We start from the raw sequence: 22537 nt of genomic DNA on the forward strand, positions 1-22537 counted from the left end.
GCTATGGACAATCCGAGCACAGTTGCGACCTCCCCTTCGGGCTCGACGCCGGCCGAGGCGAAAGCGTTTCTCGCCGCCCATCCCGACATCGAGGCCTTCGACATCGTGCTCACCGACGCCAACGGCATCGGCCGCGGCAAGATCGTGCGCCGGCACGAGCTGATGAGCATTTTCGAGGGCGGAAGGCATATGCCGATCTCGATCCTCGGCCTCGACATCACCGGTGAGGATGTTCACGAGACCGGGCTGATCTGGGACACCGGCGACGGCGACCTCAGGGCATGGCCGGTTCCAGGCACGCTGGTGCCGCTGCACGGCACCAAGCCGCCGCGCGGCCAGGTGCTGATGGCGATGTATCGTCTCGACGGCCAGCCGATGACCTCCGATCCGCGGCTGGTGCTGGCAAGGCAAGTCGAGATCCTGGCGGCGCGCGGCCTGCATCCGGCCGGCGCCTTCGAACTGGAATTTTTTCTGCTTGCCAATGAGCGCGATGCCGACGGCAAGGTGCAGGCGGCGCGCGCGGTGCTCGACGGGCGCCGCTCGGGCAAAACGGAAGTCTATTCAGTCGACCACCTGCACGGCATGGAGCCGCTGTTTTCCGACATCTACGCCGCCGCCAGGGCGCAAGGCATTCCGGCCGAGACGGTGATTTCCGAATATGCGCCCGGACAGTACGAGCTGACGCTCAACTACCGCAAGGACGTGATGCGGGCGGCCGACGACCTGGTCATGCTGAAGCGGCTGGTGAGGGCGCAGGCGCGCCGGCACGGCGTCACCGCCTGCTTCATGGCCAAGCCGATCGAGGCCTATGCCGGTTCGGGCATGCATTTCCACGTCTCGCTGCAGGACGATGCCGGCCGCAACGTCTTCACCGAAGCTGCCGGCGAGAAATGGTCGCCAAGCCTGCTCAACGCGCTTGGCGGCCTGATCCACACCATGGCGGAATCGATGCTGGTGTTTGCGCCGCATGCCAATTCATGGCGGCGTTTCGTGGCGCAATCCTATGCGCCGGTGGCGCCGACCTGGGGCGTCAACAACCGCTCCGTGGCGTTGCGCGTGCCGGCGGGCGATGCGATGAACCGGCGTATCGAGCACCGGCCGTCCGGCGTCGACGCCAACCCTTATCTTGTGGCGGCGACGGTGCTGGCGGGCATCGTTAACGGCCTCGACGAGGCCCTTGACCCCGGACCGGAAACGACCGGCAACGGTTACGAGCAGACAGCGGAAGCCTCCACCATGCCGACCGATTGGCGCGCCGCGATCGAGGCGGCACGTGGCTCCGAATTCCTGAAATCGGCGCTCGGTCCCGACCTGCACCGGACCTTCGTGGCGATCAAGCAGGCGGAATATCTGCGCGTCGCACGCACCGTCAGCGAACTCGACTACCACCTCTACCTCCACGAGGTCTGAGGACTTGGCCTCGCAGACGGAGTGATCACGTTTCGCCGCGACACTCAAAAGTTATAGCCAGGCGACTTTCTGGAACATATCATGAACGCATGGCTGTGCTTTCCGTCCGCGAGAAACTGGCGATCCTGTCCGACGCCGCTAAATACGACGCCTCCTGCGCATCGTCCGGTTCGGCGAAACGCGATTCGCTGAAATCGGGCGGCATCGGTTCGACCGAGGGCTCGGGCATCTGCCATTCCTACGCGCCGGACGGGCGCTGCATTTCGCTGCTGAAGATCCTGCTCACCAATTTCTGCATTTACGACTGCAGCTATTGCATCAACCGCTCCTCCTCCAATGTGCGGCGAGCCCGCTTCAGCGTCGACGAGGTGGTGCGGCTCACCATGGATTTTTATCGCCGCAACTACATCGAGGGTCTGTTCCTGTCTTCCGGCGTCATCCGCTCGCCGGACAAGACGATGGGCGAGATGGTCGAGGTGGCGCGACGGCTCAGGATCGAGGAGAAATTCGGCGGCTATATTCACCTCAAGACCATTCCCGAAGCGTCAGCCGAACTGATCGAAAAAGCAGGCCGTTATGCCGATCGCCTGTCGATCAATGTCGAGCTGCCGACCGACGAAGGGGTGAAGAAGCTGGCCCCGGAAAAGAAGCCGGAAACGATCCGGCTTTCCATGGCCAAGCTGCGCTGCAAGATCGAAGAGAAGGCCGAACCAACGTTGCAGAGCCGCAAACGCGAGCGCTTTGCGCCGGGCGGCCAGTCGACGCAGATGATTGTCGGCGCCGACAAAACGTCCGACGACGGCATCCTGCGCGCCAGCGCCCGGCTTTATGGCAGCTATCATCTGCGCCGCGTCTATTATTCCGCCTTCAGTCCGATCCCGGATTCGTCTGCGGCGCTGCCGTTGCAGAAGCCGCCCTTGATGCGCGAGCACCGGCTTTACCAGGCGGACTGGCTGATGCGCTTCTACGGCTTCTCGCAGCCTGAAATCCTGGCCGGCAGCAATGACGGCATGCTCGACCTTGCCGTCGATCCCAAACTTGCCTGGGCGCTGCGCAACCGCGGCCGGTTCCCGGTCGACGTCAACCGCGCCGATCGGGAGGCGCTGCTGCGTGTGCCCGGGTTGGGCACCAAGGTGGTCGACAGGATTCTGGAGACGCGCCGCCGTCGCCGGCTGCGTCTCGAAGATGTCGGACGGCTCTGCCATTCGGTGGCCAAGGTACGCCCCTTCATCACTGCGGAAGGCTGGTCACCAGGCGCGCTCACCGACAAGTCGGGCTTGCGCCAGATCATCACCCGATCTTGCGAGCAGCTTTCGCTGTTTTGACCATGGCACGGACCCAGCTCAGCCTCGCATCTCATCTCGCCCGTCTCGAGAGCGAGACCGATTTCGCCGGTTGGCGCGATGCGGCGCGCCGGCTGGCCACGAATGATATCCCGCCGGAAGAGGTGGCGTGGCAGGTGGGCCACGACGATGATGATCGCGGCAACGATTTGCCGGCTTGCCGACAAGATGCGCGGCTTGTCGTGCCGCGCGAGTTCATCGAACGTGCAGAGACGGTCATCTGTCATTCGGACCCCGAGCGTTTCAACTTCCTCTATCGGTTGCTCTGGCGGTTGCGCGTCGAACCGAAGCTGCTGTCGATCGCTTCCGACCCGGATACCCGTAAGCTCGAGTCCATGGAAAAGGCGGTTCGGCGCGACATTCACAAGATGCGCGCCTTCGTGCGCTTCCGGAAGATCGGCGACGGCGCGGAGGAACGTTATGTCGCCTGGTTCGAGCCCGACCATTTCATCGCCGAGCGCAATGCCGATTTCTTTGTGCGCCGCTTCGCCGGCATGCGCTGGACGATTCTCACGCCGCACGCCTCGGCCGACTGGGACGGCGAGCGGCTGGCGATCGGCCCAGGCGCCAGCAAGCGCGACGCGCCGGCGGAAGACGACGCCGAGACGCTGTGGCGGACCTATTTCGAGAATATCTTCAACCCGGCCCGCCTCAAGGTGAAGGCGATGCAGAAGGAGATGCCGAAGAAATATTGGCGGAACCTTCCCGAGGCCTCGCTCATTCCAGACCTGATAGCAGGAGCGGACAGAGCCGCGACAGCCATGATCGCCCGGATGCCGACCTCCCCAGCGCCGCGCCACGCCAAAGTGAAGGCAAAACACTGGCCTTCGCCGGAGCCGGCGGATGTGGTGGAGCCCGAAAGTACGGATATTCCGGCATTGCGCGAAGAGGCGAGCGGTTGCCGGCGTTGCCCGCTCTGGCGCGATGCCACGCAAACCGTGTTCGGCGAGGGACCGGAGAATGCCGACGTGGTGTTTGTCGGAGAGCAGCCCGGCGACCAAGAGGACCTTGCCGGCAAGCCGTTCGTCGGGCCCGCGGGCAAGGTGTTCGACAGCATTTTGGACCAGGCCGAGATCGACCGCCGCAAGGTCTATGTGACCAATGCGGTGAAGCATTTCAAGTTCGAGCCGCGCGGCAAGAGGCGGATCCATTCAAAGCCCAATGCCGGCGAAATTCGTGCCTGCCGCTGGTGGCTCGACAAGGAACTCGACCTCATCAAGCCAAATCTTGCGGTGGCGCTCGGCGCGACAGCGGCGCAGTCGCTGCTCGGCAAGGCGGTGCCGATCACCAGGATGCGCGGCGACGTCATCCAGCGCGAGGACGGCTTGCGCGTCTTTGTCACCATCCATCCGTCCTTCATCCTGCGCATCCGCGAGCATGAGGACAAGGAGGCCGAGAGGGAGCGGTTTCTCACCGATATGAGGAAGGTGAAGCAGTTGATGGCTGCTTGACCGATCTGCGCGCCTGAACGGGACCTTGCGCGGACGGATGCTGTTGTACGAGTCGTGCGACTTGGGAGAATTGGGCGAGATGCCCGTCGCCTCGGAGCGACGCGCGCAGACCTGAGGATCATTCCGTTACCTGCAGGCGTCGCAACGATGCACAATTCTGCTCCGCTGCATTCCATGCCCGAGGTCACGGAATGGATTCCAGGGTCTCCGCGACGGAGCTTCGCTCCTGCTTCGCCCTGGAATGACGACTTCGGCGTTTATTGCGCTACCGGACGAGTATCGCCCTTAGATCATTGACGTTGGTCCCGGTCGGACCGGGCACGAACAGATCGCCGACCGCGTTGAAGGCGGTCCAGGCATTGTTGCCGGCAAGCATAGCCTTAGCATCGACGCCTGCGGCACGCATGCGCGCCACGGTCGTGCCGTCGGCGAAGGCGCCGGCATTGTCCTCGGAGCCGTCGATGCCGTCGGTGTCAGCGGCTAAAGCATGGATGCCGCTGACCCCATCGATACCGATGGCGAAGGCAAGCAGGAATTCGGAATTCCGGCCGCCCTTGCCCTTCGCCCGCAGCGTTACCGTCGTCTCGCCGCCGGAGAGGATCAGCATCGGCTTCTCGAAAGGCCGGTTACGGGTCGCCACCTCGCGGGCAATCGCGGCATGCACGCCGCCGACCTCGCGCGCCTCGCCCTCGATCGAATCCGACAGGATGACGGCCTCGATGCCTTGCCGCTTCGCTGCGGCGGCCGCGGCTTCCAGCGAGACGCCGGCCGAGGCGATGAGATGCACTTGATTGCCGGCAAAGCGCGGATCGTCGGAGCGTGGCGCATCGGCTGCGGCAGACTGGATATGCGCCATGACCGCATCCGGCAGGCTCATGCCGTAGGCGGCGATCGACGCCAGCGCATCCGCGCGGCTGCCGGTGTCGGGGACGGTCGGCCCCGAGGCCACCAGCGCCGGATTGTCGCCGGGAATGTCGGAGACGACCAGCGATACGACCCGGGCCGGATGAGCGGCGCCGGCCAGCCGGCCGCCCTTTATGGTCGAGATGTGCTTGCGGATGGTGTTCATCGCCGCGATCGGCGCGCCGGAAGCGAGCAGCGCCTCGTTGACGGCGATCTCGTCGGCAAGAGTCAGGCCGGGAGCGGGCGACGGCAGCAGCGCCGAGCCGCCGCCCGAGATCAGCGCCACGACCAGATCGTCCGCGCTCAGTCCCCGCACCTTCTCCAACAGCCGACGCGAGGCTTCGAGGCCGGCGGCGTCCGGCACCGGGTGCGCCGCCTCGATGATCTCGATGCGCTCGCATCTGGCGCCATAGCCGTAGCGGGTCACGATCAGCCCATCGATCGGACCATCCCAGACCTTCTCGAAGGCCGCCGCCATCTGCGCCGAGCCCTTGCCGGCGCCGATAACGATGGTGCGGCCCTTCGGCTTTGCCGGCAAATGATTGCGGATCGTCTTTTCCGGATCGGCAGCGGCGACGGCGGCGTTGAAGATCGACGTAAGGAAAGTTTTTGGATCGGTCATTTCTCTTCCGGCGGCAACTTGAGCTTGCTCGCATCGACTCCGAGATGGGCGCAGAGCGCATCGACAACGACACCGTGGTCTTCTCGTTCGGGCAGACCGGAGACGGCGATGACGCCGATCACGCCTGCGCCCTTCACCGCGACGGGAAAGCCGCCGCCGGCCAGCACATAGTCGGCAATGTCGAGTGCTTCGCCGACCTTGAAGGTGCGGTCGGGTCGCTGCTGCTCCAGCACCATGCGATAGGTGCTTCTGAGATAGCGCTTGACGACATTGATCTTGCGCCGCGCCCAGTCGGGGTTGGAGGCGTTGGAGCCCGGCATAGCGGCATAGAATAGGGGACGGTCGAAGGTCCTAATATCGACGATAATCGGCAGGTTTTCGTTGAGCGCCCGCTCCCTGATCGCCGCGCCTATCTGGAAGGCCACGGCCTCGTCGAAGGCCGGAAAGACCAGCGTGGCTTCCTGTTTCTTGATCAGAGCGATGTCGTCGGCGGCAGCCATGGCGTTTCCCCTGTCAATGTCGACGCACGCTTTGGCCGATGGCTGACGCGGGGTCAAGCGACGAGCACGTTTAATCTATGCGACAATCGCGCTCTTGGCCGGCCGACCCGCCACATAGACCTCGCTCACGGCGCGGTCGTCGCCCAGCGTCTGCAGCAGGAAGAGCTCCTCCGCCAGGGTCTCCACCGTCTCCATCCTCAGCCGCATGGCCGGCGTGGCGTTGGCGTCGAGCACGACGATGTCGGCATCCGTGCCTTCTTCCAGCGTGCCGATTTTTTCGGCGACAGCCAGCGCCTCGGCATTGCCGCGCGTCAGCTGCCAGAAGGACTGGAAGGGGTTGAGCTTCTCGCCATTCAGCGCGATGACTTTGTAGCCCTCATCCATGGTCCGCAGCATCGAATAGTTGGTGCCGCCGCCGACATCGCTGGCGGCAGCGATGCTGAGCGGCTTTTCGCGGCGGCGGTAGCGCTGGTAGTCGAACAGGCCGGAGCCAAGGAAGAGATTGGAGGTCGGGCAGAACACCGCAATCGAACCCGATTGCGACAGCGCATCGGCTTCGCGCTCGGATAGATGGATGCAGTGGCCGAAAAGGCTCTTTTTGCCCAGCAGGCCGTAATGCTCATAGACGTCAGTGTAGTCGCGCGACCAGGGGTAGAGCTCCTGGGTGAAGGCGATCTCGGCGTGGTTTTCCGACAGATGCGTCTGCATGTGCAGATCGGGATGCTCACGGCAGAGCGCGCCGGCCATCTCCATCTGCTCGGGCGAGGAGGTGATGGCGAAGCGCGGGGTGATGGCATAGAGCTGGCGGCCCTTGCCGTGCCATTCGGCAATCAGCGCCTTGCTGTCGTCATAGCCGGTCTGCGGTGTGTCCAGCACGCCCTCCGGCGCATTGCGGTCCATCATCACCTTGCCGGCGATGTTGAGCATATTGCGGTCGTGCGATTCGGCGAAGAAGGCTTCGGCCGACGATTTGTGCACCGAGCAATAGGCGACGACCGTCGTCGTGCCCTGGCGCAGCATCTCGTCGAGGAAGAGCCTGGCGATGCGGCGGCCATGCTGCGCGTTCGCGAATTTCGACTCCTCCGGAAAGGTGTATTTGTTCAGCCAGTCGAGCAGCTCGGCGCCGTAGGACGCGATGATCTGCATCTGCGGAACATGCACATGCGCATCGATGAAGCCCGGCAGGATGAGATGCGGGCGATGATCGATCGTCTCGACGCCGGCGCCGGCGCGCTTGGCGATCTCGGCATACGGACCGGCGGCAATGATCTTGCCGTCGTCGATCAGCAGCCCGCCATCCTCCTCGTAGCGCCAGGCGGAATGGTCGTCGATTGCTTCGGGCCAGCGCAGGAAGGAGAGCGTGCGGCCGCGCAGGAGTTTCGAGGTCATGCTTACTTTCCGGCGCCTTCGAACCAGGCCACCAAAAGGGCCCGTTCCTGGTCGGTTATCTGAGTGACGTTGGCGGGCGGCATGGCATGCGCGCGGCCGGCCTGGAGGTAGATCTCCCGGGCATGCTCGGCGATGCGCGCGTCGGTGTCGAGCAACACGCCCTTCGGCGCATGGTAAATTCCTTCATAGGCCGGCTCTTCGGTATGGCACATCGAACAACGGCCGAGCACGGTGTCGCGCACGGCCGGGAAATGCGCCGAGGCAATGTAGACCTGGGCAGCAGCGGATGCCGCGGAGGTCTTGGACTCCCCCGTCAGCACCTTGGGCACGGTCGACAGCCAGATGACGACCATGAACAGCACGGCGGCACCCAGCCAGGTCCAGGTCGGGTTCCCCTTCCTCGCGTGCACGGTGTTGAAATAGTGCCGAATCAGCACGCCGATGATGAAGACCAGCGAGGCGATGACCCAGTTGAATTGGGTGCCGAAGGCCAGCGGGTAGTGGTTCGACAGCATCAGAAACAGCACCGGCAAGGTCAGGTAGTTGTTGTGCAGCGAGCGCTGCTTGGCAATCTTGCCGTATTTCGGGTCCGGCTTGCGGCCGGCGATCAGGTCGGCCACGACGATCTTCTGGTTGGGGATGATGACCATGAAGACATTGGCCGACATGATCGTGGCGGTGATGGCGCCGAGATGCAGGAAGGCGGCGCGGCCGGTGAAGAGGTGCGTCAGCCCCCAGGCGATGAAGACCAGCACGAAGTAGAGCACCAGCATCAGGCCGGTATCGCTTTTGCCGAGCGGCGAGCGGCAGAGCAGGTCATAGACGATCCAGCCGACGCCGATCGTTGCCAGCGACAAGAGGATGCCGACGGGTACCGAGATGTTGAGCACGTTGGGGTCGATCAGGAAGAGGTCGGCGCCGGCATAATAGACCACGCAAAGCATGGCGAAGCCCGACAGCCAGGTGGCGTAGGATTCCCATTTGAACCAGGTCAGGTGCTCCGGCATCTCCGCCGGCGCCACGAGATATTTCTGGATGTGGTAGAAGCCGCCGCCATGCACCTGCCACTCCTCGCCGAAGGCGCCGGCGGGCAGGCCGGGACGCTGGCGCAGCCCGAGATCGAGGGCGACGAAATAGAAGGACGAGCCGATCCAGGCGATGCCGGTGATGACATGCAGCCAGCGGACGGCGAAGCTCAGCCAGTCCCAGAAAATCGCAAAATCCATCATCGAGTCGCCCCTGGGAAATCGTCCCTGCCGATCAGGCGACTTTACGGTCTGGAGCGCAAACGAAAAGAGGCGGGGCGCGCGATGACTTTCAAAAAAAAATGGAAAATACTAGGGTCGTCCCACGCAGCCATTTGAGAGCCACGACCGTCGCATGGCCTATCTCGACAACATCGCCGTCTTCGTCCGCGTCGTCGAGCTCGGCAATCTGTCGGCGGCCGGGCGCGACATGCGCATCTCACCGGCGGTCGCCTCCAACCGCATCAAGGAGTTGGAGAAGCACCTCGGCGTGCGGCTGTTCAACCGCACCACGAGGCAGCTGATGCCGACCGAGCACGGCACCGTGTTCTACACCGGCGCCAAGCAGGTGCTGGACGCGATCACCGAGGCGGAGGCCGCGGTCGCAGCACTCTCCGGCCAGCCGCGCGGCACGATCAAGGTAACGGCGCCGCTCGGCCTCGGCCGGCGGCTGATCGCCTCGGGCATTCCGGATTTCCACGACAAATACCCCGATATCGAGGTGCGGCTGAGACTCTCCGACCACAATGTCGACATCATGAAGGAAGGCATCGACGTCGCCTTCCGGCTTGGCATCATCGAGGATTCCAGCCTTCGGATGCGCGGCATCATGGAATGCGAGCGCGTGCTGGTGGCGGCGCCGAAATACCTCGAGGCGCGCGGCGAGCCGGTCGAGCCGCAGGAACTGATCGGCAAGAAACATGATTGCCTGATGCTGCGCTATTCCGGCACGCGCGAATATGTCTGGACGCTGCAGACGCCGAGCGGTCCGCAGAAATTCGAGGTGCATGGACCCTACGATACGGACGATGGCGATGTGCTGACAGGCTGGGCGCTGTCGGGGCGCGGCATCATCAACAAGCCGCGCTTCGAGGTCGAGCCGTTCATCCGCGATCAGCGGCTGAGAGTGATCCTGGCAACGACGCCGCCGACGCCGGTGCAGTTCGCTGCCGTCTATCCGCACAAGAAGCTGCAGGATCCGAAGGTGCGCCTGCTGCTCGACTTCATGGCCGATCGCTGCCAGCGGCTGATCAAGGACATACTTGCCGGTAGGTAGGGCTGGCGGGCACGCGCCTTCGCGTGGGTGACCACACTCAGTCTTCGTCCATCAGGCGGGCTGTGCCGGATACCCGGATCGAGCTGCCCGGGGTGGGCGGAATATCGGCATGCAGCCGCGAGCGCATGCCCATATCCTCGCCCTGAGCGATATCGATCGCGCCGCCATGCGCCCAGCCAATGTCGCGCAGATAGCCGGCAAAGGCGGCGGCGGCAGCGCCGGTCGCCGGATCCTCGTAGACGCCGCCGGAAGCGAAGGGATTGCGCGTGTGGAAGAGACGCGGCGTTTCGGCATAGGCGAGCAGGATCGTTACCAGTCCCTCGCGCCGCATCAGGGCCCGGCCCTGTTTCAGGTCATAGGCCATGGCGGCGAGCGCCTTGCGCGACTTCAAGGCCAGCACCAGATGGTCGGCGCCGCCATGAATCAGCGCCGGCGGAATGGCGGGATCGAGATCGCCCGGCTGGTAACCGAACATGGCCAGGGTCTCGCCGGCCAGCTCCGACGGGGCCGGCCGGCTGCGCGTCGGCGGCGACTGCAGGGCGGCGGCAAAGTTGGCGCCGTCGCGAAACCCTTCGACGGTGATGGCGGCCTGATTCAGGAGCAGCTTGAAAATTCCGTCACCGAACTTTCTAACGAGGGCCGCGCCCAGCGCGATGGTGGCATGGCCGCAGAACGGCACTTCCGATTCGGGCGAAAAGTAGCGGACACGCCAGCCGTCGCCTTCACGTGCGGCAAAGGCGGTCTCGGAAAAGCCGACCTCTGCAGCGACGCGCTGCATGTCTGCGGCGTCGGGCAGAACCTCGCCAATCACCACGCCGGCCGGGTTGCCGCCGCTGTTGCCGTCCGAAAATGCCGCTATGCGCAAGACATCCATGTCGCTCGTCCCGTGTTCGTCATTCGTGTTCGCCAGGCGTGCAGAAAACACGGTTCAATCCGGTTTGGGAAACGAAGAAAGCGACGAGCAGCTGTGAGCATCAGTCATACCTTCGCCAGCTGTGCGCCCCTCGATCCGACGCGGAACGAAACCCGCTCCGTCGCCGTTCTGGCGATTGGCGGCTGCACGGCCGCCCTTCGAGACCAAGTCCCCAGCTTTCACAGCGACCCAGCGCCACAGGAGCCGACCATGGACGCCATTGTCACCAAGAACGACCTCAAATCCGACGCCAAGAAGGAATCGATCGATCTTCTCAATGCCAGGCTTGCCGATGCCATCGACCTGGCGCTGGTCACCAAGCAGGCGCACTGGAACGTCAAGGGCCCGCAGTTCATCGCCATCCATGAGATGCTCGACGAGTTCCGCGAGGAGATCGACGGCCATGTCGACATCATCGCAGAACGCGCCGTGCAGCTTGGCGGCACCGCGCACGGCACCTCGCAGGAGGTGTCGAGGGCAACGAAGCTCCAGCCCTATCCGACCGACATCCACAAGACCAAGGATCATCTGGCGGCGCTGATCGACCGCTATGCCACCGCTGCCAGGCTGGCGCGTGAGGCGATCGACGAGGCGGACGACGCCGGCGATGCCGACACCGCCGACATTTTTACCGCCTACTCGCGTTCGCTCGACAAGTTGCTGTGGTTCCTCGAAGCGCATACGCAGGAAAAGGAATAGCCGGCTAGGCTCCTCCCCGGCTGAATCAGCCGGCCATCGCCTTTGCGGGCGCGGCCGAGGCCTGGACCGCATGCGACACCAGCGCCGTCATGATCTCGGCGGCGGCGAGCGCGGCGATCACCGGCGGGCGCTTGTCCTTCACGGCATTGCCGCCGATCGGCGAGACGAGACGGTTGAACTGGGCCTCGCTGCCCTCGTCGGACTTCAGGAACCAGTTCTTGAACGTCGCCTTCTTGGTCTTCGAGCCGATCATGCCGACATAGGCGGCGTCGTCGCGCTTCAGCGCCTCGGCGACGATCAGGAAATCCAGCGCATGGTCATGGGTGAGGATGGCGAAGGCCGATCCCGCACGGGCTTCGCGCACCACCGCTTCGGGCATCGGCGTCAGCCGCGTCTCAACCGTTTCCGGCATGCCTTCCAGCGCATCGGCCCGCGTCTCGACGACCTCCACATGAATGGGCAGCAGCGCCAACGACGCGGCCAGCGCCTGGCCGACATGGCCGCCGCCAAAGACATAGACATGCGGCAGATGCGCCTCCTCGGCCTCGGCCTTGGCTACCAGTTCCTGTTCGATCTTAGCGTCAACCAAGCGGATCAGAACCTCGACTCGGCCGCCGCAGCATTGGCCGATTTCAGGACCCAGTGGAACATCCAGGGTCGCGCAGGTTTCGTCGACCTCGATGCGGGCTTCCCTCCCCCTCCAGGGCAGGGTGGCGGCGGAGCCGCCAGGTTGGGTCACCGGGGCAGTGCTCGGCGCTCGCTTGCCTTCTGAGAGCACCCCCTCTGGCCGCTTCGCGGCCATCTCGCCCTCAAGGGAGGAGAAAAGCATCTGCCGCGCCTTGTCGATCGCCATGAATTCAAGCTGGCCGCCGCCGATGGTGCCGAAAATCGCCGATGGTGAGACGAGCATGAAGGCGCCGGCTTCGCGCGGGGTCGAGCCCTTGGTGGCCGCGACCTCGACGAGCGCGGCCCGGCCGGCCTGGCCGAGAAACGCCTTCAGGCTTTGCACTTTCGAGTTCATCGTCTGCATTTCCACCCAGGAAATATAGCGTTTCGCACCTCGAATTGCACGTTTTGGCCGGTTCAGGCCGGCTTTGCGGCTTCCCGCTTCAGCCTTTCGATCGCCATCAGCACCCGTTCCGGCGTCGCCGGGGCATCGAGGCGCGGGCAGATCCTGTGATCGGCGACACTCGCCACCGCGTCGGAGAGTGCATGCAGCACCGACATGCCGTGTGGCAGCGGCGGCTCGCCGACCGCCTTGGAGCGATGGATGGTCGGCTCGTAGGCCGATGACCAGTCGGTCAGCTTGACGTTGAAGATTTTTGGCCGGTCGGAAGCGAGCGGGATCTTGTAGGTCGACGGCGCATGCGTGCGCAGCCGGCCGCCGTTGTCCCACCAAAGCTCTTCCGTCGTCAGCCAGCCCATGCCCTGGATGAAGCCGCCCTCGACCTGGCCGAGGTCGATCGCGCTGTTCAGCGAGCGGCCGGCATCGTGCAGGATGTCGGTGCGCTCGACGACATATTCGCCCGTCAGCGTATCGACCGAGACTTCCGAGCAGGCCGCGCCATAGGCGTAGTAGTAGAAGGCATGGCCGCGGCCCTTGCTGCGGTCCCAATGGATCTTCGGCGTTTTGTAGAAGCCAGCCGCCGAGAGCTGGACGCGGTTCATGTAGGCTTGCTTGACCAGATCGCTGAAGGCGATTTCCTGGTTGCCGATGCGCACCCGGTTGGGCAGGAACACGACCTGGTCGAGCGGCACCTGGTATTTTTCGGCCGCGAAATCCGTCAGCCGCTTGCGGATCTGCCGAGCGGCATCCTGCGCCGCCATGCCGTTAAGGTCGGCGCCGGAAGATGCCGCCGTCGGCGAGGTGTTCGGCACCTTGGCTGTGGTGGTGGCGGTGATCTTGACCCGGTCGAGATCGATCTGGAATTCCTCGGCGACGACCTGCGCCACCTTGAGATGAAGGCCCTGGCCCATTTCGGTGCCGCCATGGTTCATATGCACCGAGCCGTCGGCATAGACATGCACCAGGGCGCCGGCCTGGTTGGCCTCGGTCTTTGTGAAGGAAATGCCGAACTTGACCGGCGTCAGCGCCAGGCCGCGCTTGATAAAGCGGCTGTTGTTGTTGAAGGCGCTGATCTCGCGCCGCCGCCGCGCATAATTGGCGCTTTCCTCCAGCTCCGCGACGATGCGGTGGATGATGTTGTCCTCGACCTTCTGGTGATAGGGCGTGAGGCAGCGTTCGCCGATCGCATCCATCGGGTCATAGAAATTGAGCTTGCGGATTTCGAGCGGATCCTTGCCGACCGCGAAGGCCACTTCGTCGATGACGCGCTCCGCGCCGACCATGCCTTGCGGGCCGCCAAAGCCGCGGAAAGCGGTGTTCGAGACCGTGTTGGTGAAAAGCGGCGCCGATTTCGCGTGCACCGCCGGATAGAAGTAAGCGTTGTCGCAATGGAAGAGCGCCCGGTCGCCGACCGGACCGGACAGGTCGGCGGAGAAGCCGCAGCGCAGGGCATAGGTGAAATCGACGCCGAGGATGTTGCCCTCGTCGTCGAAGCCGACCTCGTAGTCGATGGCAAAATCATGCCGCTTGCCTGTGGCGGTCATGTCCTCGTCGCGGTCGAGCCTGATCTTCACCGCGCGCCCCAGCTTCTTGGCCGCGATGGCGGCTATGGCCGCGCATTGGTTGGCCTGCGTCTCCTTGCCGCCGAAGCCGCCGCCCATGCGGCGCACTTCCACCGTCACCGCATGGCTCGGCACGCCGAGCGCATGCGCAACCAGATGCTGCGTCTCGCTCGGCCCCTGCGTCGAGCAATAGACGATCACCTCGTCGTCCTCACCGGGGATCGCCAGCGAGACCTGGCCCTCGAGGTAGAAATGGTCCTGGCCGCCAAGCCACATGCGGTTCTTGATGCGGCGGGGTGCCGCCGCAATCGCCGCGGCCGCATCGCCGCGCTTCAGGATCAGCGGCGTGGTGACCTGCTTGTCCTTGACCGGGTCGAGGTCCCAGATGTCGATCACAGCCGGAAGCTCGTCATATTCGATCCTAGCCAGGCGTGCCGCGCGGCGCGCCGCCTCGCGTGTCTCAGCTACCACGGCGAAGATCGGCTGGCCGTAGAATAGCACCTTGTGCTCGGCGAGCACCGGATCGTCATGCATGTTGCTCGGCGAGACGTCGTTCTCGCCGGGCACGTCGGCACAGGTCAGCACATCGACGACGCCTGGCGCTGCGCGCACCGCCGACAGATCGATGCTCTTCAGCATGCCGTGCGCGACCTTGGCGAGGCCAAGGCCGACATGCATCGTGCCGGCAGGCTCAGGCATGTCGTCGATATAGACGGCGGCGCCGCTGACATGCTTGTGCGCGGAATCGTGCCGCTGCTCGGTGGCGACGCCGCCGACGATTTTTTCGGCCTTGAGGTTGGGAGTGGCGTGCTTGTTCATCAGGCCGCCTCGGTGCGGGTCACTTGAAACGGCGCCCCGGTGCCGGTGGTTTCGACATAAAAGCGCAGCAAAAGATTCTTCGCCGCCAGCGCCCGATACTCGGCGGTTGCACGCATATCGGTAATTGGCGTGAAGTCGCTGGCGTATTCGGCCATCGCGGACTCGACACTCGCTTCGGTCCAGACTTTGCCGATAAGGGCGGTTTCAACCGCAGTCGCCCGCTTCGGCGTCGGCGCCATGCCGCCATAGGCGATACGGATATCCGCCACGGTGCCGTCCTTGGCCTCGGTCAGATAAAAGGCGCCGAGGGTAGCAGTAATGTCCTCGTCGCGGCGCTTGGTGACCTTGTAGACGGCAAATTTCGTGCCCTCTGCCGGCACGGGCACATGGACGGCCTCGACGAATTCGCCGGGCTGCCGATCCTGCTTGCCATAGGCAATGAAGAAGGTTTCGAGCGGGATCGTGCGTCGGGCTTTGCCCTTGCGGAGCGTTAGCCGCGCGCCGAGCGCGATCAGCGGCGGCGGCGTGTCGCCGATCGGAGAGCCGTTGGCGATGTTGCCGCCGATGGTGCCCATGTTGCGCACCTGCTCGCCGCCGATGCGGTCGACCAGCGGTCCCAAGGCCGGGATACGCCTGGAAAGCGTGGCGAAGGCTTCGCTGTAAGTCACGCCGGCGCCGATCGTAATCACGCCATCGGTCTCCGAGATCGTGCGCAAGCCGTCGAGGCCACCGATGAAGATAGCCGGCGAGATGTCGCGCATATGCTTGGTGACCCACAGCCCGACATCGGTCGAGCCGGCAACGATGGTGGCGCCAGGCTCCTTCTCGAGCACCATGGCGAAATCGTCGACGTCAGCCGGCACGATCAGCCGCTGCGTACCCGAACCGACCTCGACCCTGGCGCCGTCGCGCAGCGCTCCCAGCCGTGCGGTGATATCCTTGCGCTCCACTGCCAGCGGGTCCTTCGCCGCCTTGCCGTAGCTTGATATGGCGCGCGCCGCGCGCATGATCGCCTCGTAGCCGGTACAGCGGCAGAGATTGCCCTGCAGCGCCTTTTCGATCGCCGCGTCGGACGGATTGGGCGTCTTCATCCAGAGCGCATAGAGTGACATGACGAAACCGGGCGTGCAGAAGCCGCATTGCGAGCCATGGAAATCGACCATCGCCTGCTGCACGGGGTGAAGCTGTTCGCCATTGCCGCGCAGGTGCTCAACGGTGACGACATGCGTGCCGTCGAGCGAGCCCATGAAGCGGATGCAAGCATTGACGCTTTCATAGACCAGGCCCTCGACCGACAGCTTGCCGACCAGCACCGTGCAGGCGCCGCAATCGCCCTCGGCGCAGCCTTCCTTGGTGCCGCGCAGCGAGCGGTTCAACCGCAGCCAGTCGAGCAGGGTCGCGTCGGGGGCGATGTCGTTCAGCGCGACATCGTCGCCGTTCAGGATGAAGCGTATCTGGTTACGGGTCTTGTCGGCCATGTCTCAGCTCCCGCGATAGGTCGAGTAGCCGTAGGGCGAGATCAAGAGCGGCACATGATAATGCCGCTCCTCCGCCATGCCGAAGCGGATCGGCACGGTGTCGAGGAAAGCCGGCTCCGGCAGGCTGGCGCCCTGCCCGCGCAGATAATCGCCGGCAGCGAAGACCAGCTCGTACTCGCCGGTGCGGAAGTCGGCGCCAGCAAGCAACGGCGCGTCGCAGCGGCCGTCATCATTGGTGGTGACGGTCTTCAAATGCGTGCGGGCCTGGCCTTCGAGGCGGAAAAGCCCGATCGAAAGGCCCTTTGCCGGCCTGCCGGTCGCGGTATCGAGGACATGGGTCGTCAGACGCCCGCCATCGGCTTTCGACGTTTCTGCCACTGGCCGCCTCCCATCCCAAGTAGTCGAACGTTTTCAGGTCAATTGTGCGCCAATTAAAGGCGATGCATAAGCCCCGGTCGAGCGGAGTGCGGCAAAAAGCACTTTCAAAAATTTTCGGGGGAATGCACGAGCACTCCTTTCGATATCTTCATCTCAACAGTCGGGCAGGAGCGATCATGCGTTACGAACGGGACATGCGCGGTTACGGAGCCAATCCGCCAGACCCGAAATGGCCCGGCGGCGCCTATGTCGCGGTGCAGTTCGTCGTCAATTACGAAGAAGGCGGCGAGAACTGCGTGCTGCACGGCGACAAGGCTTCCGAAGCCTTCCTCTCCGAGATCGTCGGCGCCGCCCCCTGGCTCGGCCAGCGCCACTGGAACATGGAATCGATCTATGAATACGGCGCCCGCGCCGGCTTCTGGCGGCTCTACCGGCTGTTCACGCAAGCTGAGGTGCCGGTGACCTGCTACGGCGTCGCCACGGCGCTGGCACGCTCCCCCGATCAGGTCGCGGCGATGCAGGAGGCCGGCTGGGAGATCGCCTCGCACGGGCTGAAATGGATCGACTACCGCGACCATAGCGCGGAGGACGAGCGACGCGACCTCGAAGAGACGATCCGTCTGCATTACGAAGTGACCGGCGCGCGGCCGACCGGCTGGTACACCGGCCGCACTTCGCTCAACACGGTGCGACTCGTCGCCGAGGAAGGCGGCTTCGATTACGTCTCCGACACATATGACGACGAATTGCCCTACTGGTTCGACCGGGGTGGTCTGGAGAAGCCGCAGCTCATCATCCCCTACACGCTCGACGCCAACGACATGCGCTTTGCCACGCCGCAGGGCTTCAATTCGGGCGACCAGTTCTTCGCCTATCTGAAGGACAGTTTCGACACGCTCTATGCGGAGGGCAAGGCGGGGCGGCCGCGCATGATGAACATCGGCCTGCATTGCCGGCTGGTCGGCCGTCCGGGCCGCGTGGCGGCGCTGAAGCGCTTCGTCGACTATGTGAAGTCGCATGACAGGGTGTGGCTGACCCGGCGCATCGATATCGCAAAACACTGGCGCGAGACGCACCCCTACCAGGCGCCGGCGCTGCGCCCGTCTCGGATGGAATTCGAGGAATTCGTGCATGCCTTCGGCGGGGTGTTCGAGCATTCGCCGTGGATCGCCGAGCGGGCCTACGAACTGGAGCTCGGCCCGGCCCATGACAGCGCCGGCGGCCTGCACAACGCGCTCTGCCGCGTCTTCCGCGCGGCGACCGAAGCCGAGCGACTTTCCGTGCTCAACGCCCATCCCGACCTCGCCGGCAAGCTGGCGGCGGCCAAGCGGCTGACGGCGGAATCGGCCAAGGAACAGGCCTCCGCCGGGCTCGACGCGCTGACCGACAAGGAGCGCGAGCTGTTTTCGAAGCTCAACGCCGCCTATGTCACGACCTTCGGCTTTCCCTTCATCATCGCGGTCAAGGGCAAGACCAAGGACCAGATCCTGGCGGAGTTCGAGGCGCGCATCGGCAACAGCCGCAGCAATGAATTCGAGATCGCGTGCAAACAAGTCGAGCGCATCGCGCTGCTTCGGCTGAAAGACATGCTTCCAAAATAGGCTTCAACACATGGACAGGATGAACATGGCCGAGCGAACCTATTACGCGCCGCATGGCGGCCATCCCGGTCAGCACGAGCTGTTGACCGGCCGCGCCGTCTTCACCGAAGCCTATGCGGTGATCCCCAAGGGCGTGATGCAGGACATCGTCACCAGCCCGCTGCCGTTCTGGGACAAGACAAGGGCCTGGATCATCGCAAGACCGCTTTCGGGCTTCGCCGAGACCTTTTCGCAGTACATCGTCGAGGTCCTGCCCGGCGGCGGCAGCGACCGGCCTGAGCTCGACCCCGAAGCCGAGGGCGTGCTGTTCGTGGTCGAGGGCGAGCTTACGGTCTCGCTTGCCGGCAAGAACCATGTGCTTCGCCCAGGCGGCTTCGCCTTCCTGCCGCCGGGCAGCGGCTGGACGGTGCGCAATGAGAGCAGCGGTGCGGTCCGCTTCCACTGGGTCCGCAAGGCCTATGAGGCGGTCGACGGCCTCGACGTTCCGGAAGCCTTCTTCAGCAGCGACAAGGAGGTCGAGCCGAGCCCGATGCCCGGCACGGGAGGCCACTGGGCGACGACGCGCTTCGTCGACCCGGCCGACATGCGCCACGATATGCATGTCACCATCGTCACGCTCAAACCCGGCGCGGTCATCCCCTTCGCCGAGACCCATGTCATGGAGCATGGGCTCTATGTGCTCGAAGGCAAGGCAGTCTATCGCCTCAATCAGGACTGGGTCGAGGTCGAGGCCGGCGACTTCATGTGGCTGCGCGCCTTTTGCCCGCAGGCCTGCTACGCCGGCGGTCCCGGGAATTTCCGCTACCTGCTATACAAGGACGTCAACCGGCACGCCAAGCTTGGCGGCGCCCTTGGGGCTCGCGCGCGGTGACCCAAATCGTGGCCCAGCCGCTGACACGCGAAAACTTCGCGCCGTTTGGCGACGTGATCGATATGGGCGGCGAGAACCGCTACCCGATCAATGGCGGCAAGGCGATGCGCTACCACGATCTCGCCACTGCCGAGGCCACCGGGCCGAATGCCAAGGTGCTGATCTCGATGGTGCGCAGCACCCCCTACGAGATGCCGCTGAAACTGACCATGGTCGAGCGCCATCCGCTCGGCAGCCAGGCCTTCATTCCGCTGTCGCCGCGGCCATTCCTGGTTGTCGTCTGCCATGACACTCAGGACGGCCCAGGCGAGCCGCACGCCTTCATCACCGCGCCCGGGCAGGGCATCAACTACCGGCGCAACCTCTGGCACGGCGTGCTGACGCCGATCGGCGAGGAACAGGACTTCCTCATCGTCGACCGCGGCGGCGACGGCGCCAACCTCGAAGAGTGCCATTTCTCGCACCCTTACGAGATCCATCTTCCCTGAAAGCTGCCAGTTTTCCCCGATGACAGACATTTCGCTGATCGACCGCCTGCTCGACGTTATCGAGCACGATATCGTGCCGAAGACCGCTGAAGGCGTTGCCCATGGCAACAAACTCTTCGGCGCCGCCATCCTGCGGAAAGACGACCGCTCGCTGGTGATTGCCGAAACCAACAACGAGATCGAAAATCCGCTCTGGCATGGCGAAATGCACTGCCTGAAGCGATTTTACGAAATGCCAAAAGCCGAGCGCGTCGACACCAGGGATGCACTGTTCCTGGCCACGCACGAGCCCTGCTCGCTGTGCCTGTCGGCGATCACCTGGACCGGCTTCGACAATTTCTACTACCTCTTTAGCCACGAGGACTCGCGCGACAGCTTCGCCATCCCGCATGACCTGAAGATTCTCAAAGAGGTCTTCACACTCGATCCCGGCGGCTACAATGCCGAGAACGCCTACTGGAAGAGCTTTTCCATACGCCGGCTGGTGCGCGCTTTGCCCGGGTCGGAACGCAGGCGGCTGGAGGCGCGCATCGGCCAAATCTCCGCCCTTTATGACGCGCTCTCCGGTACATACCAGGCGAGCAAGGCCGATAACGACATTCCGCTGAACTGACGCTTTGATCTGACGCTTATTGACCAGCCGATTTCGCCGGCTGGCCCACGACGCTTCGGCGACGGTTCCATCATGTGCCTTGCATGAAAACCGTCACAGAATTCCCCCGCAAGGTCGTCGAATTTCCCGATATGGGCATCGTCATGCCGGATGGCTGCCGGCTGTCGGCGCGCATATGGATGCCTGAGGATGCCGGCGACAACCCGGTGCCGGCGGTCCTCGAGCATTTGCCCTACCGCAAGCGCGACGGCACCATCTTCCGCGATCAGCTGACGCATCCCTATTTCGCCGGACACGGCTATGCCTCGATCCGCGTCGACATGCGCGGCAACGGCGATTCCGAAGGGCTGATGGACGACGAATATTCCGAGCAGGAATTGCAGGACGCCTGCGACGTCATCGCCTGGGCGGCCGCGCAGCCCTGGTGCAACGGCAATGTCGGCATGATGGGCATATCCTGGGGCGGCTTCAACTGCCTGCAGGTCGCGGCAAAGCAGCCGCCGGCGCTGAAGGCGGTGATCAGCCTGTGCTCGACCGTCGACCGCTATGCCGACGACATCCACTACAAGGGCGGCTGCCTGCTGCTCGAGAATTTCGGCTGGGCCTCGACGATGCTCTCCTACTCGTCGCGGCCGCCGGATCCGGAAATCGCCGGCGGCAACCGCTGGCGCGATCTGTGGCTGAGCCGTCTGGAGAACCAGGCTTTTCTCGCGCCGCTATGGCTCAGCCACCAGCATCGCGATGCCTACTGGAAACGCGGCTCGATCTGCGAGGACTTTTCGGCCGTTAAGGCGGCAGTGCTGTCGATCGGCGGTTGGCATGACGGCTACCGCAACACGATCTCCAATCTTGTCACCAACATCCAGGCGCCGGTGAAGGGCATCGTCGGCCCCTGGATCCACAAATATCCGCATTACGCGGCACCCAATCCGGCCATCGGTTTCCTGCAGGAGGCGCTGCGCTGGTGGGACCGCTGGCTGAAGGGCGCGGCGACCGGCGTCGAGGCCGACCCGGACTACCGCGCCTATGTGATGGATAGCGTGCGTCCGGCCCGCTGGCATCCCGAACGGCCAGGCCGCTGGATTGCGGAACAGCAATGGCCCTCGCCCAACATCAAGATCAAGGCAACCGGGCTCATTCCCGAGGGCGTCGGGCCGGCAATCGTCGCCTCGCCGCAAAGTTGCGGGCTTGCCGGCGGCGAGTATTTTCCCTTCACCTTCGGTCCGGAACTGCCGGGCGACCAGCGCTCCGACGACGCGCTTTCGGTATGCTTCGACCAGGTCGAACTCGAGGAGGCGATCGACATCGTCGGCGCGCCTGAAGTCGAAGTACGGGTTGCCTCGGACCGCCGCCAGGCCAACCTCGCGGTGCGTCTCTGCGACGTGCATCCGGACGGCGCCTCGGAGCTGATCTCCTATGGCGTGCTCAACCTCACCCACCGCAACTCGCACGAGTTCCCGGAAGCGCTGGTGCCAGGCGAGACGGTCTCGGCACGCGTCGTGCTCGACCAGTGCGCCTATCGGGTGCCGGCCGGCCACCGGCTGCGGGTCGCCGTCTCGACCGCCTACTGGCCGATGATCTGGCCTTCGCCGGAGCCGGCGACGCTCGAACTGTCGGCCGCGACGCTCAAGCTGCCGCTGCGCCCGCCGGCGACGGCCGACGAGGTGTCGTTCCTCGAACCGGAAGGGGCTACGCCCTGGGCGACCGAGACGATCAGGCCGACCAATTCCGAGCGGCATATCCACCGCAACGAAAAGACCGGCGTCGTCACGCTTGCCGTAACGGACGATTTCGGCGAGGTGCGCGACCTGGAGCACGGGCTGGTCCACGGCAGCATGGTCAGGGAGACATGGGCGATCCAACCCGACGATCCCCTGTCGGCGACGGGCAGCACGCATTGGACGCAGACATTGTCGCGAAATGAATGGTCGGTGCGGACCGAGACCTTCGCCGAGATGCGCTCGGACGCGCAAGACTTCATCCTCAGCGCCAGAATCGAGGCCTATGAGGGCGAAAAACTGGTGTTCGAGCGCGATTTCAAACGACGCTCTCGTGTGAGCGCTGACAAGATTGGTCCAAATGCGACGCGCCATTTACGCCACGGCATGTCGCATTCGGTCTTGCTTACAG

18 protein-coding genes and 1 pseudogene are annotated in these 22537 nt (G+C 64.3%); 10 read left to right on the plus strand and 9 right to left on the minus strand.

Translation table 11 applies throughout. The features are described 5' to 3' along the window. The first annotated feature begins 3 nt into the window (after window positions 1-3). The 3 genes from EJ078_RS13195 to EJ078_RS13205 all read left to right on the plus strand — a co-directional run bounded on the left by EJ078_RS13195 (window position 4) and on the right by EJ078_RS13205 (window position 4204). Complete coding sequence (locus EJ078_RS13195; RefSeq protein ID WP_127216802.1) at window positions 4-1410, plus strand: glutamine synthetase family protein; 1407 nt, start codon at window positions 4-6, stop codon at window positions 1408-1410. Between the two features lie 89 nt (window positions 1411-1499). Continuing rightward, complete coding sequence (locus tag EJ078_RS13200) at window positions 1500-2735, plus strand: putative DNA modification/repair radical SAM protein (RefSeq protein WP_127847067.1); 1236 nt, start codon at window positions 1500-1502, stop codon at window positions 2733-2735. Between the two features lie 2 nt (window positions 2736-2737). After that, window positions 2738-4204 (plus strand): UdgX family uracil-DNA binding protein, encoded by a 1467-nt coding sequence (locus tag EJ078_RS13205; RefSeq protein WP_127214747.1) that lies wholly within the window; start codon window positions 2738-2740, stop codon window positions 4202-4204. A 265-nt stretch (window positions 4205-4469) separates the two neighbouring features. On the opposite strand, the gene EJ078_RS13210 is transcribed toward EJ078_RS13205, so the two are convergent. The 4 genes from EJ078_RS13210 to EJ078_RS13225 all read right to left on the minus strand — a co-directional run bounded on the left by EJ078_RS13210 (window position 4470) and on the right by EJ078_RS13225 (window position 8847). Beyond that, on the minus strand, window positions 4470-5729 hold the full coding sequence (locus tag EJ078_RS13210; RefSeq protein ID WP_127403607.1) for a glycerate kinase: 1260 nt from the start codon (window positions 5727-5729) through the stop codon (window positions 4470-4472). Then, the gene (locus EJ078_RS13215; RefSeq protein WP_127214751.1) at window positions 5726-6229 is read right to left on the minus strand and encodes a heme-degrading domain-containing protein; all 504 of its coding nucleotides are present in this window, start codon (window positions 6227-6229) and stop codon (window positions 5726-5728) included. The genes EJ078_RS13210 and EJ078_RS13215 overlap by 4 nt, the downstream gene beginning before the upstream one ends. A 75-nt stretch (window positions 6230-6304) precedes the next feature. After that, window positions 6305-7618, minus strand: a complete 1314-nt coding sequence (gene guaD / locus EJ078_RS13220) for a guanine deaminase (RefSeq protein ID WP_127214753.1) — start codon at window positions 7616-7618, stop codon at window positions 6305-6307. 2 nt (window positions 7619-7620) lie between these two features. Further along, entirely contained in the window at window positions 7621-8847 is a 1227-nt protein-coding gene (locus tag EJ078_RS13225; RefSeq protein ID WP_127214755.1) for a urate hydroxylase PuuD, read from the minus strand. 151 nt (window positions 8848-8998) lie between these two features. Here EJ078_RS13225 and EJ078_RS13230 point away from each other — a divergent pair, with 151 nt between their 5' ends. Next, a complete protein-coding gene (locus tag EJ078_RS13230; RefSeq protein WP_127214757.1) occupies window positions 8999-9919 on the plus strand; it encodes a LysR family transcriptional regulator in 921 nt (306 codons plus the stop codon). A 37-nt stretch (window positions 9920-9956) separates the two neighbouring features. On the opposite strand, the gene EJ078_RS13235 is transcribed toward EJ078_RS13230, so the two are convergent. Beyond that, window positions 9957-10793 carry a PhzF family phenazine biosynthesis protein gene (locus tag EJ078_RS13235; protein WP_127214759.1) on the minus strand — a complete coding sequence of 279 codons (837 nt, stop codon included), beginning with the start codon at window positions 10791-10793 and terminating at the stop codon, window positions 9957-9959. A 249-nt stretch (window positions 10794-11042) separates the two neighbouring features. On the opposite strand from EJ078_RS13235, the gene dps reads away from it, so the two are divergent. Next, window positions 11043-11531: a DNA starvation/stationary phase protection protein Dps gene (dps, locus tag EJ078_RS13240; RefSeq protein ID WP_067324121.1), complete on the plus strand. Its 489-nt coding sequence runs from the start codon at window positions 11043-11045 to the stop codon at window positions 11529-11531. Window positions 11532-11556: 25 nt separating this feature from the next. Here dps and xdhC read toward each other — a convergent pair whose 3' ends face one another. The 4 genes from xdhC to uraH all read right to left on the minus strand — a co-directional run bounded on the left by xdhC (window position 11557) and on the right by uraH (window position 16834). Further along, window positions 11557-12552, minus strand: a complete 996-nt coding sequence (xdhC, locus tag EJ078_RS13245; protein WP_127214761.1) for a xanthine dehydrogenase accessory protein XdhC — start codon at window positions 12550-12552, stop codon at window positions 11557-11559. 62 nt (window positions 12553-12614) lie between these two features. Next, window positions 12615-14978, minus strand: coding sequence for a xanthine dehydrogenase molybdopterin binding subunit (gene xdhB, locus EJ078_RS13250; protein ID WP_127214763.1), 2364 nt, complete (start codon window positions 14976-14978; stop codon window positions 12615-12617). Next, entirely contained in the window at window positions 14978-16456 is a 1479-nt protein-coding gene (gene xdhA, locus EJ078_RS13255; protein WP_127214765.1) for a xanthine dehydrogenase small subunit, read from the minus strand. The genes xdhB and xdhA overlap by 1 nt, the downstream gene beginning before the upstream one ends. Window positions 16457-16459: 3 nt before the next feature. Continuing rightward, a complete protein-coding gene (uraH, locus tag EJ078_RS13260) occupies window positions 16460-16834 on the minus strand; it encodes a hydroxyisourate hydrolase (RefSeq protein ID WP_066995957.1) in 375 nt (124 codons plus the stop codon). 176 nt (window positions 16835-17010) lie between these two features. Here uraH and puuE point away from each other — a divergent pair, with 176 nt between their 5' ends. From puuE to EJ078_RS13285, 5 genes and pseudogenes are all read left to right on the plus strand, one after another. Further along, window positions 17011-18435 (plus strand): allantoinase PuuE, encoded by a 1425-nt coding sequence (gene puuE / locus EJ078_RS13265; protein WP_127214767.1) that lies wholly within the window; start codon window positions 17011-17013, stop codon window positions 18433-18435. 25 nt (window positions 18436-18460) lie between these two features. Then, the gene (locus EJ078_RS13270) at window positions 18461-19306 is read left to right on the plus strand and encodes a bifunctional allantoicase/(S)-ureidoglycine aminohydrolase (protein ID WP_245459211.1); all 846 of its coding nucleotides are present in this window, start codon (window positions 18461-18463) and stop codon (window positions 19304-19306) included. Further along, the gene (locus EJ078_RS13275; RefSeq protein WP_127214769.1) at window positions 19303-19794 is read left to right on the plus strand and encodes an ureidoglycolate lyase; all 492 of its coding nucleotides are present in this window, start codon (window positions 19303-19305) and stop codon (window positions 19792-19794) included. The genes EJ078_RS13270 and EJ078_RS13275 overlap by 4 nt, the downstream gene beginning before the upstream one ends. A 19-nt stretch (window positions 19795-19813) precedes the next feature. Continuing rightward, on the plus strand, window positions 19814-20407 hold the full coding sequence (locus tag EJ078_RS13280; RefSeq protein ID WP_095799150.1) for a nucleoside deaminase: 594 nt from the start codon (window positions 19814-19816) through the stop codon (window positions 20405-20407). Between the two features lie 83 nt (window positions 20408-20490). Continuing rightward, window positions 20491-22449, plus strand: a pseudogene (locus EJ078_RS13285) (CocE/NonD family hydrolase); the annotation flags it as partial. Between the last annotated feature and the right edge of the window lie 88 nt (window positions 22450-22537).

This window comes from Mesorhizobium sp. M1A.F.Ca.IN.022.06.1.1, from assembly GCF_003952605.1.
Taxonomy (GTDB): Bacteria; Pseudomonadota; Alphaproteobacteria; order Rhizobiales; family Rhizobiaceae; genus Mesorhizobium.

Excerpts from the sequence above, each read along its gene's own strand:
- xdhA (WP_127214765.1), bottom strand. The coding sequence starts at position 16,456 with ATGGCCGACAAGACCCGTAACCAGATACGCTTCATCCTGAACGGCGAC.
- EJ078_RS13215 (WP_127214751.1), bottom strand. The coding sequence starts at position 6,229 with ATGGCTGCCGCCGACGACATCGCTCTGATCAAGAAACAGGAAGCCACG.
- EJ078_RS13225 (WP_127214755.1), bottom strand. The coding sequence starts at position 8,847 with ATGATGGATTTTGCGATTTTCTGGGACTGGCTGAGCTTCGCCGTCCGC.
- EJ078_RS13235 (WP_127214759.1), bottom strand. The coding sequence starts at position 10,793 with ATGGATGTCTTGCGCATAGCGGCATTTTCGGACGGCAACAGCGGCGGC.
- dps (WP_067324121.1), top strand. The coding sequence starts at position 11,043 with ATGGACGCCATTGTCACCAAGAACGACCTCAAATCCGACGCCAAGAAG.
- EJ078_RS13280 (WP_095799150.1), top strand. The coding sequence starts at position 19,814 with ATGACAGACATTTCGCTGATCGACCGCCTGCTCGACGTTATCGAGCAC.
- xdhB (WP_127214763.1), bottom strand. The coding sequence starts at position 14,978 with ATGAACAAGCACGCCACTCCCAACCTCAAGGCCGAAAAAATCGTCGGC.
- puuE (WP_127214767.1), top strand. The coding sequence starts at position 17,011 with ATGCGTTACGAACGGGACATGCGCGGTTACGGAGCCAATCCGCCAGAC.
- EJ078_RS13230 (WP_127214757.1), top strand. The coding sequence starts at position 8,999 with ATGGCCTATCTCGACAACATCGCCGTCTTCGTCCGCGTCGTCGAGCTC.
- EJ078_RS13205 (WP_127214747.1), top strand. The coding sequence starts at position 2,738 with ATGGCACGGACCCAGCTCAGCCTCGCATCTCATCTCGCCCGTCTCGAG.
- EJ078_RS13210 (WP_127403607.1), bottom strand. The coding sequence starts at position 5,729 with ATGACCGATCCAAAAACTTTCCTTACGTCGATCTTCAACGCCGCCGTC.
- guaD (WP_127214753.1), bottom strand. The coding sequence starts at position 7,618 with ATGACCTCGAAACTCCTGCGCGGCCGCACGCTCTCCTTCCTGCGCTGG.
- EJ078_RS13270 (WP_245459211.1), top strand. The coding sequence starts at position 18,461 with ATGGCCGAGCGAACCTATTACGCGCCGCATGGCGGCCATCCCGGTCAG.
- EJ078_RS13195 (WP_127216802.1), top strand. The coding sequence starts at position 4 with ATGGACAATCCGAGCACAGTTGCGACCTCCCCTTCGGGCTCGACGCCG.
- xdhC (WP_127214761.1), bottom strand. The coding sequence starts at position 12,552 with ATGAACTCGAAAGTGCAAAGCCTGAAGGCGTTTCTCGGCCAGGCCGGC.
- EJ078_RS13200 (WP_127847067.1), top strand. The coding sequence starts at position 1,500 with ATGGCTGTGCTTTCCGTCCGCGAGAAACTGGCGATCCTGTCCGACGCC.